The following is a 15579-nucleotide window of genomic DNA, read 5'->3' as shown; positions in this document are numbered from 1 at the left end:
CTTATCTCAGGTCATGTGCGACGCGCGAAGCGCCCTCGCTCGGCGTCGTACTGGCAGCGGTACGCAGACTCACGCCTCTTGTTTCCGGCACGAACTGAACCAGGATGAGACAAGCTACGGCAACCAACGTCACGTAATAAGCCGGCGCGAGCGGTGAACCGAAGGCCTGAACCAACAGTGTTCCGATAAAAGGCGTCGTTCCGCCGAAGACCGCCACTGCGGCCTGATAAGAGATCGCGTGGCCGGTGGCCCGAAAGGCAGTCGGAAAGAATTCGGGCGCGGCAACGAAGCACGCACCTCCATATAGCCCAACCCCGACTACCAGCAAAAGCTGACCGGCAAGCGCGCCCGTGACGGTCCCGCTCGCGGCAAGGTACACGCCCGGATAAGCCGCGAACGCGAGCCACGCGGCGCCGAAGGACAGAATACGCTTGCGCCCGAGCCGGTCGCTCAATACGCCGCCGAGCGGAATCATGAACGACAGGACGACGATGGCCACCGCGTTCGTGATGAGCGCCGATGTCGGGTCGAGCTTCGCCACCCGAACCAGGAACGTGTACATGAATCCCAGCAGCAAGTAGGATCCGACGGTCTGTATCGGCTGAATCATCGCCACGTTCAGCATGCCCCTGAGGCCGCCCTCGCGAATCGCGGTGCGAAGAGGATGCTTCGAACCCGATCGGCGTGTCGCCTGTTTGTACTCGTCCGGTTCATCGAGATTGCGCCGCAGCCAGAAGCCGACGATGCCGATCAGCCCGCCCGCAAGAAACGGAACACGCCAGACCCAATCGGCATACGCGCTTGCACCGGCGGCGAACTGAAGGCCGATCAAGAGTCCTGCCACCAACGCATTTGGCAGATGCGAGAAGATCAAGGTCAGGCCGATCCAGCCGCCTCTGCGGTCGTCTGGCGCCGATTCGAGAATGAAGCTGGTCGTGCCCGTCGTCTCACCACCGAGCGCAAGCCCCTGAGCAATGCGGCAAAAGACCAGCAGCGCGGGCGCTGCAATGCCGATACTCGCGTACGTCGGCAAGAGCCCGATCACGGCGGTGCCGAGCGCCATCAACCAGACGGTCATCGCCATGACCCTTACCCGCCCTACCTTGTCGGCCAAGACGCCGAACAAGAGCCCGCCGAGCGGCCGCGCGAAGAACGCAACGGCGTAGACGGCGAACGTACTGAGTAACGCTGCGGTGCGATCGCTGCCGGGAAAGAAATGAGCCGACAGAATAGGAACGGAGAATCCGAACACCGCGAAGTCATAGATCTCGCCGAAGTTGCCGATTGAACCGGCCGAGAGGGTCCGGATCGAGCTTTGCTTGGTCACCTTTCTTCTCCACATGCGCTCGTAACAAAAACGCACTCAACATTGGTTTCTGCTAGATCATTCGGCTGAGACGGAGGATGTCGGGTAGGCCGAAATCGCGCACGTCAGGTCGGGCGATGCCGCGAGAAAGCGCGACGTTCACCGCGATCTCGTAAGCCACCGACCGTTCACGCAAGAGCGCGGTCAGCCCTTGCGAAATGATCTTCCGATCGGCAACCGTCAGCGCTTCGGAGCCGGTGCAACGATCAGTCACGATCAGGGGCTCCTGACCCAACGTGCAATCCGCAACGTGTGCAGACATGGCTTAGCGCTTACGACGTCGCGTACCGCCGACCGTATAGATGGCCGCTGCCGTCACGACCACCGTTCCTTCGATGACGCCCTGATAGTTCGCGCCCAAGTTCAGGATGTTGAATCCGTTCGTCAAGGTGAACAGCAGCAGCGCGCCCGCAAGCGTTTTAATGACGGAGCCTGCGCCGCCAAACAGTGACGTGCCGCCGAGAATCGCCGAAGCGATGACAGTCAGTTCCGCGCCTTGCATCGCCGTCGGATTGACCGCCCCCAGACGGCTGCCGAACAGGATTCCGCCAAAGCCGGCCGCCGCACTACAGAGAATGAAGCCCGCCATCTTGTACCGCTTCACATTGATCCCCGATAAACGCGCCGCTTCGGGATTGCCGCCTACTGCATAGACCCGCCGGCCCACGTTCGTCAAACTCAGAACGAACCAGACGATCAACGTAAAAATAGCCATATACACGACGGGCTTCGGCATCGCAAGCGACATCCCGCCGGCCGCGACGAGAGCGAGGCAGCAGACTCCGCCTGCCAGCATTCCGAGGGACGTCACCGAGACAGTGCGCGACTCGCGGCGCGCACGGACCACGAAATAGCATCCCGCCAACAGCAGGGCCGCGCCGATGACGATGAGCGGAATGGCTATCGGCAGTCGGCCGGACTCGAAGAGTCGCATCGCCTGCAACGCGTCGGGCGTGTCCACGGATAGCGAGCGGCCATCGGTATAGATCTGGACCACCCCACGAATCGCAGTCAATGTGCCCAGCGTTACGATGAACGCGTTGATACCGAGATACTGGACGATCGCGCCATTCAACAGGCCAGCCAAGACCGAGACCAGCATCGCGATGAGCGCAGCGGGCCAGAACCCGACGGTATCCGCGAGCCCCACGACCACCGCGGCCGAAAGCGCCGCCACCGAAGCGACTGAAAGATCGAAGTTGCCCGTGATCAAAATCACCGTCATCGCAACGGCGATGATCGCAACCAGTGACGACTGGTAGAGCACGTTGGAAATATTGGCCACGCTGAGGTAACTGGGCCTGCCGGTATAGACTGTGACCGCGGAGATCACCAGCACCAGCAAGATGAGGGCGTAGTAGACGCCCATCTCGCGCAGACCCAATAAGCGTCGCCAGTCCGTCGCCTGCGCCTGCATCGTCGCGGTCACGCCGTCCGTTGGGCCGCCCGAAGAACCGTCGCCGCCGTGGGACGGACCGGAATGGGTTGAAGTCGTCAGATTCATCATTACTCGCTCTTTCAAGATTGCGCGGCTGCACGTGGCGCGCTCGCCGAGTTCGCACTCGTGCCGCCTGCCAGCAGAACCAGTTCGTGCTCGGACGTTTCGTGGCCCAGGCGCTCGGCGATGCAGCGTCCATCACGCATGACTAGGATTCGGCTGGCCACAGCCAGAATTTCCTCGAACTCCGACGATACGACGATCACCGCCTTTCCCGCAGCCGCCAGTTCTCGCACGAGCAACAGAATGTCGGTCTTCGCGCCGATGTCGATTCCGGCGGTCGGCTCGTCCAGCAGGAACACCTTCACATCGCTGAACAGCCACTTTGCGATGGTCACTTTTTGCGCATTCCCGCCGCTGAGCTCGGTCACGAGAATGTCCGGCGAGTTCGCCTTGATCGACAAACGCCGGATGGCCTCCGCGCCTCGCTGCTGCTCTTGCGTTCTGTCCGGCAACCAGCGCCCCCGTGATACGCCATCGAGCGCGGGAAGCGTCGTATTGCGCCAGATTTCGAAGCCGGGCACGAGGCCCTGCGCCATGCGGTCTTCCGGCACGAGCGCCAGACCCGCCTTCACCGCGGCCGCCGTCGACTGGGCGAGCGCACGGCCTTCAAGTAGCACTTCTCCCGTGGCGTCCGGGTCCGCGCCGAAGATCGCATGGAGCAATTCGCTGCGACCCGAGCCCAAGAGCCCGGCTACGCCTACGACCTCACCCGCCTTGAGGGACAAGGAGACCGGTTCGAGCTTGTGGGGCGACGCGAGATTCTTCAGTTCCAACAGCACGGGGGCTGCCGCATCGACAGGCCGCGGCGTCGCCCGTTCGAGTGCGACGATTTGGCGGCCGACGATGGCTTCCGCAATACGCGATTCGTCGAGATCACACGTCTTCGCATCCACGACCGCCTGACCATCGCGCAGAATCGTCACACGGTCCGTGAGCGCGATCACTTCATCGAGAAAATGCGAGACGAACACGATCGCCTTGTTTTCGACGCTGGAAAGGTGCCGCACGATGCGATAAACCACCTCGCGTTCACTCGCGGCAAGCGAAGCGGTCGGCTCGTCCATTACGATCATTTCGGCGCCCGTGCCAAGCGCCTGCAGGATCGCGACCATCTGACGTTGCCCGATGGACAAATCGCTCACGAGACCGTCCGGGTCGAGCCAGTATCCGACGCGCGCGCACAACTCCGAGAACCGCTGCCGTATCTTCGTATTTCGTCGCCACCGGCCTTCCTCTCCCAGGAACACGTTCTCGAGCACCGAGAGCGTCGGTACCAACGGAATGTGCTGATGGATGGTCGCAATGCCCATGTCATTCGCCGCTTTCGGACTTGAATATTCAACGGCAGCGCCCTTCCAAACGATTTGTCCGCCCGTGGCCGGAAGTGAGCCGGAGAGAATCTTGATGAGCGTCGATTTGCCAGCGCCATTCGCGCCGAGCAACCCATGCACCGTACCGCGTGACACTTCCAGATTGACTCCGCGAAGCGCGGTCAGCCCGTTCGGGAATGTCTTCGTGACGCCCTCAAGCTGCAACAGCGGGACTTCGTTTGCCATTTTGTCTTTCTCCTACGACATCGGTTGTCGTCGCTCGTGCTTACCACTCGGGCACGCATTGCGCGAGGCTCGCCTTGGTAACCTGAGGCGTGTCGACATCGACGAACTGTGCCTTCGGCGCGCTGGGGTTCGTCACCGCTGCGTACAGCGCCTTGAACGCGAGCTGCCCCATCTTTCCGGGCTGGATGCAGACGGTTCCATCGACGTCGCCGACCTTGATCGCGTTGATGCCAAGACGTGATCCACCGCGCCCGATCAGCTTTGCGTGCGAGCCTGCTGAGCGTACGGCGCGGGCGCAGCCAATCACCATGTCATCGGCCTGATTGAAGAACAGATCGATGTCCGGGTGCGCGGTCAGCATGTTCTGGCAGACCGACTCACCTTTCTCAGGCGTCCAGTCCGTAGGCTGCGAGGCGACGATGCGATACTTGACGCCCGCCTTGTCGAGTGCCTCCTTGAAGCCCTGAGTCGTCTGCCATACGGTCGGATACCCGGGCGCGCCCTCGACGATCGCGATATTCGCCGTGCGCCCCTTGGGGAGCAGCGTCGCTGCAATCTGCCCGGCGTTGTATCCGGCATGCACTTCGTCGCTCGCGACCAGCGCGGTCAGCTTCGGATAGACATCCTTCACAGGATGCTTCTGGGGATCGCCGACCTGCGTCGCCACAGCCACGATCGGTATGTTGTGGGACGCAGCCCGATCGACCCAGGCCTGCGCGACGACAGCGTCGATCGGCAGAACGGCGATGCCATCGACCTTTTGCGCGATGAGGTCATCCACCGAATTCCCCTGGCGCTCGACACTCGTTTTCGCATCGAGGACGATCGTCTTGACGCCTGCCGCCTTCGCCGCCGCCTCGAAGCCTTTTGCGGCCGCAACGTTGAACGGGTACTGCATGCCCGCGGCAACGTAGCCGAGCGTGATGTCCTTCGCCAGCGCGACGTCTGCCATGAACGCCAACGCGCTCGCCAGGCAAATCACGCCCACCTTCCTGAAATGACTCTTCATGAGTGTCTCCGTCGATTTGTTTTGTTGTCTTGCTGCTTTCGTTACTTGGACCGCGTTGAGGGCGGCGCTTACCACTGAGGCACGCAACTGGATACGTTCGCTTTAGTGACGCCGGGCGTCGGGATTTCGATGAACTTGCCCTTCGGTGCGCCTGGATTCGTCACAGCGGCGTAAAGCGCCTTGAACGCCTGCTGGCCCATCTGCTCCGGCTGGACGCAGACAGTGCCATCCACCTCACCCGCTTTGATCGCCGTGATGCCCAGGCGCGAGCCGCCCCAGCCGACGAGCTTTGCATTGGAACCGGCCGCGCGTACAGCGCGTGCGCAGCCAACGACCATGTCATCCGCCTGGTTATAGAAGAGATCGACATCGGGATGAGCGGTCAGGATGTTCTGACAGACGGCTTCGCCCTTCTCGGCGGTCCAGTCGGTCGGCTGGGACGCAACCACGCGATACTTCACTCCAGCCTTGTCCAACGCATCTTTGAAGCCTTTCGTGCGCTGCCAGACTTGCGGATAACCCGGCGCGCCTTCCACGATCGCGATGTTGGCGACGCGTCCCTTCGACAACAACTTCGCCGCAATCTCCCCGGCGTTATAGCCCGTATGTACCTCGTCGCTCGCCACCAGCGCGGCGAGCTTCGGATAGACGTCGTGGATCGAGCGCTTCTGCGGATCGCCCAGTTCAGTCGCCACCGAGACGAGCGGAATGTCGTGCGCCGCGACGCGGTCCGCCCAGCCTTGGGCGACAACGCCATCAAGCGGCAGAAAAGCGATGCCGTCGACTTTCTGCGAAATCAGGTCGTCGATTGCGTTGCCTTGCTTCTCGACGCTCGTCTTGGGGTCGAGGATGATGGCCTTGGCGCCCGCTGCCTTGGCCGCATCTTCAAAGCCCTTCGCGACAGCGACATTGAACGGATACTGCAATCCCGCAGCGACGTACCCAACCGTGATTTGCTTTGCGCTTGCCGCACCGGCGGCCAGCAACAGGCTCGCCGCGCCTGCGCTCAGAAGACGCCTCTGAAACGTGCCCATCGTTTGTCTCCAATATGTTTGTTTTGGTCCAACGTCTGCGCTCGTTTCTGAACGGGTCTTCTTGTATTGAGCTTTTCTTAGATGCGTACTGTCTTTTGCAGCACTGTTTTCGTGACCATGTAGGCGTCGAGCGTTGATGGACCGCCCTCTCGCCCGATGCCGCTGTCCTTGACACCACCAAAGGGCGTATCGGCGTCCGGCGTGCCGAAATGGTTGATGGAGAGGACGCCACACTCCAGCTCGCGGCCGATGCGCTCGGCGTCCTCCAACGAGTTGGTGAAGGCATACGCGGCCAGTCCGACCGACAGGCTGTTCGCCAGCGCAATGGCCTCGCCCAGATTGTCAACGCGCACGCACGCGGCGAGCGGGCCGAAGGGTTCAATCGTCATTGCGTCGGCATCGTTCGGAACATCGGCCAGAACGGTCGGGGCGAAAAAGTAACCGCGTTCGCCAATCCGTTCGCCTCCCGCAGCCACGCGCGCACCGCGCTGCCGGGCGTCCGCCACCAGCGATTGCATGGCCGCCAGCCGCCGTGCGCTCGCCACCGGCCCCATCTGCGCGGTCTCGCTGAAGCCGTCGCCGACGCGGACATCGTTCACTGCACCCGCAAAGGCGGCAACAAAATCGTCATACACGCTGCGATGAACGATGAACCGCGATGGCGACGCACAAATTTGTCCGCTCGCGTTCGTCTTGCCGCGCGCGGCGAGTCGTCCGACTGCCGCGCCATTTACACCCTCGCAGACGAGGACCGGAGCGTGACCGCCCAGCTCCATCAAGACCGGCTTCATGGCCGCCGCGGCCAGCTGCGTGAGGTGCTTGCCGACCTGCACCGAGCCCGTGAACGTAACCAGCCGAATGACCGGCGAAGCAATGAGCACCGACGATATTTCCGCCGGATTGCCAAACACGAGATTCAGCACGCCGGGCGGCAGGCCCGCGTCTTCGAACGCCTTCACCACGAGACATGCCGTAGCGGGCGTTTCCTCGGCGGCCTTCAGAATGACCGAGCATCCCGCTGACAATGCTGCGCTGACCTTGCGGGCCGCCGAACTGATCGGCACGTTCCACGGCGTGAAGGCCGCCACCGGTCCGATCGGCTGTCGCAGGACGAACTTTTGCATCTGTGACTCGCCTGGCACAACTAACCCGTAGTCGCGCAAAGACTGCGCAGCATTCCATTCGAAGAAGTTCATCGAACGGTCGGCTTCCGCGTAGGCATCGGAGTAAAGCTTGCCGTTCTCCAGCGTGATCGTCGTGGCGATGAGGTCGAGTCGCTCGCGCATCAAAGCCGCTGCTTTCTGGATGACCTTGACGCGCTCCTGGGGCGGTGTGTCGCGCCAGATGCGGAATCCCCGTGCGGCTGCATCCAGAGCGCGCGAGAGGTCGTCGCCGGTCGCCTTCGGCACCCGTCCGAGCACTTCTTCCGTGGCCGGGTTTCTTACTTCGACGACTGTCTCCCGGTCGTAGATCCACTCGCCATCGATGAACAGACCGACTCGCGGATACTGTGTTCGCACCTTGCTTTGATCACTTTGAAGACTTGCGGTTGACATCGAATGAATTCCTTTTGCTGAACCGGTTCAGACCGCGGATACCCTCTCTCTCTCGAATTTCCCGAGGAGATGAAGCGTCCTTCGCGATCATGTCTGCTGCCTTAACGCCGATCATGATGGACGGCGCGTTGGTGTTGCCCGACGTGAGATGCGGCATGATCGATGCATCCACCACGCGCAAGCGCTCGACCCCTCTCACGCGCAGGCGTTCGTCGACGACCGCGAGGCGGTCGCGGCCCATCTTGCAGGTACCCGCCTGATGGTGTGCGGAGTTGCCGGTCGCCGCCATCCAATGAAAAATCTGTTCGTCAGTCTGAACCATCGGACCGGGAATCTCTTCTTCAACGACGCGCGATGCAACTGGCTCCGTCGACATGATTCGACGAATCATCTTCACACCCGCGATCATCGCCCTGTTGTCGTCTTCATTACTCAAGAAGTTGGGCTTGAACACGGCAGGATCGTCCGGCTTCGACGAGCGCAAGGTCACGGTTCCGGTGGCCCGCGGACGCAGTAGATACACCGACACGCCCATGCCCGGCTGGCGATCCACTTCGCACTCGCCGCCTGGATGGTAGGTAAAGGTCATCGGCCTGAAGCTAATTTGCAAATCCGCGTACGGTTCTTCTGGCCGGCTCTTCAGGAAGGCACCGACCTGCGACGATCCGAGCGCTAGATAGCCCTTACGCGTCAGCAGATAGCGCGCGCCTTCCAGATACTTCCTGATGCCACCCAGTTCGAGGTTGTATGAACTGTCCGGCGTCGAGCGATAGCTTCCATGCACATAGAAGTGGTCTTGCAGATTGAGGCCCACTCCGGGTAGGTTCACGAGCGTTCTGATGCCGTGTCGTTGCAACTCCTCATCCGGCCCGATGCCGGACAGCATGAGTATCTGCGGCGAATTCAGGGACCCGGCCGAGACAATGACTTCCTTCGCCGCATTGAACGTTCTACGCTCTCCCTTAATGACGACTTCGACACCCGTCGCTACATTGCCTTTCAGCACGATACGTTGCACCGCAGCCTCGGTCAGCACCGTCAGATTGCGCCGGTGACGCACGGGTTCGATGAATGCCGTGTAGGCCGAATACCGCCGTCCTTCGCGAATGGTGTGCTGCATGAAGCCGACGCCGTCATGCACCGCACCGTTGAGGTCCTCGGTGCGAGGAACGCCCAACCGCTCCGTGGCTTCGATGAAATCGTGTGAGCTGCGGACCTTCGTCACGGGATCGCTCACCCACAGCGGTCCCCCTGTGCCGCGATATTCGTTCGCGCCGCGCTGGTTGTGCTCCATCTGTTTGAAGTACGGCAGGAGATCGTCGTAGCCCCACCCCGGGTTACCCAGGTCGCGCCAACTGTCAAAGTCATTGCGGTGTCCGCGGATAAAGATCATCCCGTTGATGGAACTCGAGCCGCCCAGCGTCTTACCGCGCGGCCAGTACATCTTTCGGTTCCGGAGCGCCGGCATTGGATCGGTGTAGTAATTCCAGTTGAGCTCTTTATGGAAGTACAGCTTCGCCATGCCGGCTGGTGTGTTCACCCAGAACCTGTCGGCAGGAGGACCGGCTTCCAGAAGCAAGACCTTGTTCTCAGGGTTGTCGCTCAGGCCGCGTGCAAGTGCGCAACCCGCCGACCCTGCTCCGATGGTGATGTAGTCGTAGATTTCCATGCCGTCCAACAACTGGGTTCAGGGGTGTGCTGCTGTTTGATGAAGGTTATTTCCCAGTCGACGGTTAGGTCTAGTTGGTTTTTCTGGCGTTGAGGGTAAGCATCGCTAAACCAATCCTCGTGCTGGTTAGAGACCGTCCGCAAACGCCCGTCGCAGCGCCTTCGCCCGTCAGCATTAGGGCGGCAAGTTTTTGGATGCCTGCGCCGCATAAGGGAAACACCTAGTTCGCGATCTCATCGAGCGGCCCGCGGGAAGTCGCGACTCGCCTGGATGTATCCCGAGGGCGCTTTTGTTCGCCGATGCTCACGTATATCCTCGCCTTTCCTTTTTCCATATCACAGGAGAACACCATGTCCGAGGTATCCGCGATTGCCATCTCTTTTGCAAAGCCTGGGTGCGAGGAGAAGTTGGCCGACGCGCTCGAAGACTTGCTCGCGCCCGTTCACGAAGAAGAGGGCGTGCTTCAGTACGAGATGTACCGCGATATGCAGGAGCCGCGCTGCTTCGTCTTTATCGAACGATGGGAAAGCCTGGAGACTTTCAACGCGCATTGCATCTCGCCGCACGTCAAGGCTTACCTGCAGAAGACGGAAGGCTGGGTCGAGAGCAATAAGATTCACGTGCTCAAGCAAGGTAAGTAACTGGTTCAACAGCGGCCTTCAGCCTTGCTTACCGTCGAGCGAACAAAATCGAACTGGACCTGACAGGCAACGAGGCAATAACCTGCGTTGGAAGGAGACACCTCACCGCGTCATTTCCATTAAAAGAGCATATCCATGAAAGAGCATCAGGCGACGCTCGTGGCCGATGGCTTCGTCTTCCTGGAGGCGCCACGCTGGTTCGACAACCGGCTTTGGGTGTCGGACGTTTTCGATTCCAAGCTTTATATCGTCGCCGAAGACGGTACCCGCAGCGTCGTCTGTGAGGTGCCGGGACGCCCGGCAGGCATCGGCTTCCTGTCAGACATGACGCCCATTGTCGTGTCATGCGCCCAGAGGAAGCTGATGAGGGTGTCGAACGGCGCCCTTTCGGTTTATGCGGACCTGAGCGATATAGCGACTGGAGACCTCAACGATCTCGTGGTCGATGAAGCCGGCCGCGTGTATGTCGGCAACTTCGGCTACGACTTGTTCGGCGGGGCGCCCATACAACTGACCGATATGCATGCCGTCGAGCCTGACGGCTCCATTCGCGTCGCAGCCGAGGGACTGGAATTTCCCAACGGCGCCGTGATCAAGGACGGCGGACGCACGCTCGTGGTCGCCGAGACCTGGTGCGGCAAGCTCACCGCGTATGACAGAGCGAATGACGGCACGTTATCGAACAGGCGAGTCTTCGCGGACCTCAAGGGCAGGCAGCCCGATGGAATCTGTGCCGACAAGCACGGCGCCATCTGGGCGGGTTGCTATAACACCGGCGAGTTCGTTCGTGTACTCGAAGGCGGCGAAATCACGGACCGCATACGGTTCGAGGGCAACGCCGTGTCGTGCACGCTAGGCGGCAGAGACGGAAAAACGCTCTATTGCTGCGTGTACCTTGGAACGGATCAACAACTGCAAGCGCGACAGCCGCGCAGCGCCATCTTTAAAACGGAGCTATGAAGCAATGACGACGCATCGCAAGTGGAACTATGAGGGGAAAGTGGCTTTCGTGACCGGCGCGGCGAACGGCATCGGACAGGCAACGGCCCTGGCTTTCGCCCAGGAAGGCGCGGATGTCGTCGTGGTCGATCTCTCGGAAGAAGCCGCACAGGCAACTGTGCGGATGGTCGAAGCGGAAGGCGTCCGCGCGCTCGCCGTGAAATGCGATGTCTCAAAGCCCGACAACGTGCAGGCCGCGCTTGCGGCAACCATCGATAAATTCGACCGGCTCGACTTCGCATTCAATAACGCAGGCATCGAGCAAGCGCTCGCCTACACGGCCGACATTCCCGACGAAGCCTTCGAACGCAATCTGCGTGTGAATCTCGGCGGCGTCTTCTACTGCATGAAGTACCAGATTCCGATCATGCTCAAGAACGGCGGCGGTTCCATTGTCAACACGTCGTCTGGCGCGGGCGTGGTGGGCATCCGCGGCCAGGCTGCTTACTGTGCGGCCAAGCACGGCGTCATCGGTCTCACGAAGTCGGCAGCGCTCGAGTATGGGAAAGATGGCGTACGCATCAACGCGGTGTGTCCGGGCATCATCGATACCCCGATGATCGGCCGCTTCACGCAAGGCACCGAAGAGAACCGCAAGCGGATGATCGCCCAAGAGCCGATTGGCCGCCTGGGTCGTCCGGAGGAGATCGCCAACACCGTCCTCTGGCTGTGTTCCGATGTAGCGGGGTTCGCCATTGGTCATGCAGTCGTGGTCGACGGCGGACAGACAGCGGGCCTCTGATCGACGAATCGACGGCGACCTTCGACGGTTAGCGAAGCCATGGAGACAGGTGCGTGAAGACATATCAGCTGTGGATCGACGGGAAGCCCGAAGATCCCGCGAAGGGCCAGTGGATCGACACGGTGGATCCCTACACCGGCGAGCCGTGGGCCAAGATTCCTCGCGGGACCGCTGGAGATTCCGCGCGCGCCGTAGAAGCCGCCAAGCGCGCGCTGGACGACGGTCCGTGGAGCCGGATGACCGCAACCGAGCGCGGCAAGGTGATGCGGCGCATCGGCGACCTGATCGTCCAGCACGCCGGGCAACTCGCCGCGACAGAGACGCGGGACAACGGCAAAGTCTTCACGGAGATGCAAGGTCAGCTCAAGACCATTCCCGAATACTGGTACTACTACGGTGGGCTTGCGGACAAGATTGAAGGCGCCGTCATGCCTGTCGAGAAGGCTGACGTCTTTGCTTTCACTACGCATGAGCCAGTGGGCGTCGTCGCCGCCCTGACCGCGTGGAATTCGCCGCTGCAGTTCCTGTCGTTGAAGTGCGCTCCTGCGTTGGCCGCCGGCTGCACGGTCGTTGTCAAGCCTTCGGAATTTGCGTCAGCGAGTTCGCTCGAATTTGCAGCGCTCACCAAAGAAGCCGGACTGCCCGACGGAGTCTTCAATGTCGTCACGGGCTACGGCAACGAAGTAGGCGCTGCGCTCGTCGAGCACGACGACGTCGCAAAGATCAGCTTCACCGGCTCGGATATCACAGGCAAGCGGATCTACGAGACCGCGGCCGGAGGCATGAAGCGCGTCTCGATGGAGCTCGGGGGAAAGTCGCCGAATATTGTTTTCGAGGATGCCGACCTTGATGCTGCAGCAGTCGGCGTCGTCTCGGGCATCTTTGGCGCGGCCGGTCAGATGTGCATCGCCGGCTCACGGCTCCTAGTGCAGAATTCGATCAAGGAAAGTTTCACCGAACGTCTGCTCGCTCTCGCCCGCGGTGTGAGGCTCGGCGACCCGATGCAGCCGGAGACGAATGTCGGGCCCGTCGCAACGCCTCCTCAATATGCGAAGGTGCTCGACTACATCGAAATTGCAAGACGCGACGGCGCTCGTTGCATTCTCGGCGGCAAGCCCGCTTCCGGCCCAGGGCTAACGGGCGGCCAGTTCGTCGAGCCGACCATCTTTACGGACGTCACCAACGACATGCGCATTGCGCAAGAGGAAGTCTTCGGTCCCGTGCTGTCCATCATCGGGTTCGATGACGAGCAACATGCCGTGACGTTGGCAAACAGCGTGATTTATGGCCTGGTCGCGGGCGTCTGGACCGGGAACATCGGCCGCGCGATGCGCATGACCAGGGCCCTGAAAGCCGGCACCGTCTGGGTCAATACATACCGAGCCTACAGTTTCATGATGCCGTTTGGCGGCATGAAGATGTCGGGCATCGGTCGCGAGAACGGAATCGAAGCGGTTCATGAGTTCCTCGAAACCAAGAGCGTCTTCCTGTCTACCTCCGACAAGCCGCCAGCGAATCCATTCGTCCAGCGGTAAGACCCACTTACCACGACGCCGAGAAAATGCGACTCGACGCAGGGCCTGCCCAGGCGCACCATAACCTTGCGCCGTGTTGTTTGCGCGGCCGTCGGCCGAGTACATCGTCGGCATTAAAAATCAGGAGGAGATAAATGCGCATCGGGTATATCGGACTAGGCGCCATGGGTGGGGCGCTCGCGCGTCATCTGATCGACAAGTTTCCGTTGAACGTGTTCGATCTGAACGAGAAGGCGGTGACTGCTTTCGTCGAACTGGGCGCGACAGCGGCGGCAACGCCCGCGGAACTCGCGCGTAACAGCGATGTCGTGCTGCTGTGCTTACCCAGAAGCTCGGACGTCCAGGCGGTGCTCTTCGGCGCGAACGGTGTTGCCGAGGGACTGGCTCCGGGGAAGATCGTCATTGATCAAACCAGTGGCGTGCCGGCTGAAACCGCAGGGTTCGCTCGTCAGCTCGAAGAGATGGACGTCGTGCTATTCGACGCGCCCGTCTCCGGTGCAATGGCCACTGCCATTGCCGGAACCATTTCGATCATCGCTTCGGGTCCGCACGACGCGTTCCAGAAGACGCTGCCGGTACTGCAAGCAATCAGCCCTAACGTCTTTCATTGCGGCGAACGCGTCGGTAACGGCCAAACCATGAAGACCGTGAACAACATGATGAACGTTAGTTGCCGCCTGGCGACGCTCGAAGTCGTGGCGATGGGACGAAAGTTCGGCCTTCCCCTTGAACTCATGACCGAGTCGATCAACGCTACGACGGCTCGTAACTACACCTCGCAGGGCATGCTGCCCGCCATTGCGGAGGGACGTCAGTCCACCAAGTTCTGGCTTGCGCTGCAAGTGAAAGACATTCACCAGGCCATCGGTTTGGCGGCAGAACAGAAAGTACCCATGCCTATAGGCGGCGCTGCGCGCTCGCTTTTGCAGATCGGCTTGAATGCGCTGGGCAAGGACGCGCAACTCGAACAAATGATCGGCGTCATCGAGTCAATGGCCGACACCAAGTTTGTTGGTACGCCGATAAATGTCGTGAACCAGGAGGCAAAGTGACTACGATTGGAGTAGCGGGAAGCGGTGATATGGCCGCGTTTGTCGCACGGGCGTTGGCCAAGGCTCACTCGGTTCGCATCTTCGATACAGACCATGGCTCCCTGCGATGCGACGGCGCGAAACAAGCAGATAGCGTTATAGGTTTGGCCAAGGGCGCAGACGTCATAGTACTTTGCAATGCCGAAGATGCGCGTGAGGCGCTGCTTCGCAACACGGACTGGCTCAAGGGCAGCTCCATCGTCATCGACATGGGGCAAGGTGACCCTGACCATAGCCGGTCGGTTTCGAAAGACTTGAGTAACCTCGGCATCACGCTTGTCGATGCCCCTCTTCACACGGAAAACACCGAAGCGATTGCGCAAGCATCGGCCATCTTTTTTGGCGGCTCGGCCGCCGTCCTCGATTCCGTGCGACCCATCCTCGAAGCGATATGCCCGAAGGTCATCCACTGCGGCGACGCGGGGAGCGGCCACGCCATGCGTCTGGTGGTCGCCGCGATTGCCGCATGCAACCGCCTCATCACCTATGAGTGCGCGGCCATGGGTGCCAGAAACGGACTGACGATTGCAGATATGGCCACGGTGTTGAACAAAAGCTCGGGCTACAACAGCGCCTCCGCGCGCGTGCTTCCGGCTCTCGCCGCGAACGGGCGAACCGCTGATGCAACGGTGGGCGACTGCGCAAACGACCTGAGGAAAGCGTCGGCGTTGGGCATGCGTTACGGGGCACCGATGCTTCTCGCAACCATGGTCCGTTCCACGCTGGATGCGGCGTCCAACCGCCTCGGCGAATCGGCGACTATCGACGCGTTGGCGAAGATCTGGGAGATCGATGCGGGTTTGCCGGCATCGGGCTCGGATTAATGCCCCAATAGACTCTGCGGGCGGCGGTTTGCGCAACCCACTTAACAACCAATACG

At 61.0% G+C, this 15579-nt stretch carries 14 protein-coding genes; 6 read left to right on the top strand and 8 right to left on the bottom strand.

Going from position 1 to position 15579, the window contains the following annotated elements:
- Position 1: 1 nt before the first annotated feature.
- From NCT32_RS31565 to NCT32_RS31530, 8 genes are all read right to left on the bottom strand, one after another.
- Positions 2 to 1327 (bottom strand): MFS transporter, encoded by a 1326-nt coding sequence (locus NCT32_RS31565; RefSeq protein ID WP_250491135.1) that lies wholly within the window; start codon positions 1325 to 1327, stop codon positions 2 to 4.
- Between the two features lie 52 nt (positions 1328 to 1379).
- Positions 1380 to 1628, bottom strand: a complete 249-nt coding sequence (locus tag NCT32_RS31560) for a hypothetical protein (protein WP_250491134.1) — start codon at positions 1626 to 1628, stop codon at positions 1380 to 1382.
- Between the two features lie 3 nt (positions 1629 to 1631).
- The gene (locus tag NCT32_RS31555) at positions 1632 to 2873 is read right to left on the bottom strand and encodes an ABC transporter permease (protein ID WP_250491133.1); all 1242 of its coding nucleotides are present in this window, start codon (positions 2871 to 2873) and stop codon (positions 1632 to 1634) included.
- Between the two features lie 11 nt (positions 2874 to 2884).
- A complete protein-coding gene (locus NCT32_RS31550; RefSeq protein WP_061121246.1) occupies positions 2885 to 4423 on the bottom strand; it encodes a sugar ABC transporter ATP-binding protein in 1539 nt (512 codons plus the stop codon).
- A gap of 40 nt (positions 4424 to 4463) precedes the next feature.
- The gene (locus NCT32_RS31545) at positions 4464 to 5432 is read right to left on the bottom strand and encodes a sugar ABC transporter substrate-binding protein (RefSeq protein ID WP_061121247.1); all 969 of its coding nucleotides are present in this window, start codon (positions 5430 to 5432) and stop codon (positions 4464 to 4466) included.
- Between the two features lie 68 nt (positions 5433 to 5500).
- Positions 5501 to 6466, bottom strand: a complete 966-nt coding sequence (locus tag NCT32_RS31540) for a sugar ABC transporter substrate-binding protein (RefSeq protein WP_061121248.1) — start codon at positions 6464 to 6466, stop codon at positions 5501 to 5503.
- A 77-nt stretch (positions 6467 to 6543) separates the two neighbouring features.
- The gene (locus NCT32_RS31535) at positions 6544 to 8022 is read right to left on the bottom strand and encodes an NAD-dependent succinate-semialdehyde dehydrogenase (protein WP_061121249.1); all 1479 of its coding nucleotides are present in this window, start codon (positions 8020 to 8022) and stop codon (positions 6544 to 6546) included.
- Positions 7997 to 9691, bottom strand: coding sequence for a GMC family oxidoreductase (locus tag NCT32_RS31530; protein ID WP_086961565.1), 1695 nt, complete (start codon positions 9689 to 9691; stop codon positions 7997 to 7999). Before NCT32_RS31530 ends, NCT32_RS31535 begins: the two co-directional genes overlap by 26 nt.
- A gap of 350 nt (positions 9692 to 10041) precedes the next feature.
- Between NCT32_RS31530 and NCT32_RS31525 the strand changes: the two genes are divergently transcribed.
- The 6 genes from NCT32_RS31525 to NCT32_RS31500 all read left to right on the top strand — a co-directional run bounded on the left by NCT32_RS31525 (position 10042) and on the right by NCT32_RS31500 (position 15523).
- Positions 10042 to 10332 (top strand): putative quinol monooxygenase, encoded by a 291-nt coding sequence (locus tag NCT32_RS31525; RefSeq protein WP_061121278.1) that lies wholly within the window; start codon positions 10042 to 10044, stop codon positions 10330 to 10332.
- Between the two features lie 135 nt (positions 10333 to 10467).
- On the top strand, positions 10468 to 11292 hold the full coding sequence (locus NCT32_RS31520) for an SMP-30/gluconolactonase/LRE family protein (protein WP_061121250.1): 825 nt from the start codon (positions 10468 to 10470) through the stop codon (positions 11290 to 11292).
- A 4-nt stretch (positions 11293 to 11296) separates the two neighbouring features.
- Positions 11297 to 12073 (top strand): glucose 1-dehydrogenase, encoded by a 777-nt coding sequence (locus tag NCT32_RS31515; RefSeq protein ID WP_061121251.1) that lies wholly within the window; start codon positions 11297 to 11299, stop codon positions 12071 to 12073.
- A 53-nt stretch (positions 12074 to 12126) separates the two neighbouring features.
- Positions 12127 to 13608, top strand: coding sequence for an aldehyde dehydrogenase (locus NCT32_RS31510; RefSeq protein ID WP_061121252.1), 1482 nt, complete (start codon positions 12127 to 12129; stop codon positions 13606 to 13608).
- Between the two features lie 134 nt (positions 13609 to 13742).
- Positions 13743 to 14660, top strand: a complete 918-nt coding sequence (locus tag NCT32_RS31505) for an NAD(P)-dependent oxidoreductase (protein WP_061121253.1) — start codon at positions 13743 to 13745, stop codon at positions 14658 to 14660.
- A complete protein-coding gene (locus NCT32_RS31500; protein WP_061121254.1) occupies positions 14657 to 15523 on the top strand; it encodes an NAD(P)-dependent oxidoreductase in 867 nt (288 codons plus the stop codon). Before NCT32_RS31505 ends, NCT32_RS31500 begins: the two co-directional genes overlap by 4 nt.
- The last annotated feature ends 56 nt before the right edge of the window (positions 15524 to 15579 follow it).

The organism is Caballeronia sp. INML2, assembly GCF_023631365.1.
GTDB classification, from domain to species: Bacteria; Pseudomonadota; Gammaproteobacteria; order Burkholderiales; family Burkholderiaceae; genus Caballeronia; species Caballeronia turbans.
The sequence above is the reverse complement of the archived record's forward strand: the minus strand, read 5'-3'. Positions and strand labels throughout refer to the sequence as shown.

Coding starts and splice junctions, on each gene's coding strand:
- NCT32_RS31525 (WP_061121278.1), top strand. CDS start 10,042: ATGTCCGAGGTATCCGCGATTGCCATCTCTTTTGCAAAGCCTGGGTGC.
- NCT32_RS31520 (WP_061121250.1), top strand. CDS start 10,468: ATGAAAGAGCATCAGGCGACGCTCGTGGCCGATGGCTTCGTCTTCCTG.
- NCT32_RS31505 (WP_061121253.1), top strand. CDS start 13,743: ATGCGCATCGGGTATATCGGACTAGGCGCCATGGGTGGGGCGCTCGCG.
- NCT32_RS31515 (WP_061121251.1), top strand. CDS start 11,297: ATGACGACGCATCGCAAGTGGAACTATGAGGGGAAAGTGGCTTTCGTG.
- NCT32_RS31555 (WP_250491133.1), bottom strand. CDS start 2,873: ATGATGAATCTGACGACTTCAACCCATTCCGGTCCGTCCCACGGCGGC.
- NCT32_RS31530 (WP_086961565.1), bottom strand. CDS start 9,691: ATGGAAATCTACGACTACATCACCATCGGAGCAGGGTCGGCGGGTTGC.
- NCT32_RS31540 (WP_061121248.1), bottom strand. CDS start 6,466: ATGGGCACGTTTCAGAGGCGTCTTCTGAGCGCAGGCGCGGCGAGCCTG.
- NCT32_RS31550 (WP_061121246.1), bottom strand. CDS start 4,423: ATGGCAAACGAAGTCCCGCTGTTGCAGCTTGAGGGCGTCACGAAGACA.
- NCT32_RS31535 (WP_061121249.1), bottom strand. CDS start 8,022: ATGTCAACCGCAAGTCTTCAAAGTGATCAAAGCAAGGTGCGAACACAG.
- NCT32_RS31560 (WP_250491134.1), bottom strand. CDS start 1,628: ATGTCTGCACACGTTGCGGATTGCACGTTGGGTCAGGAGCCCCTGATC.
- NCT32_RS31545 (WP_061121247.1), bottom strand. CDS start 5,432: ATGAAGAGTCATTTCAGGAAGGTGGGCGTGATTTGCCTGGCGAGCGCG.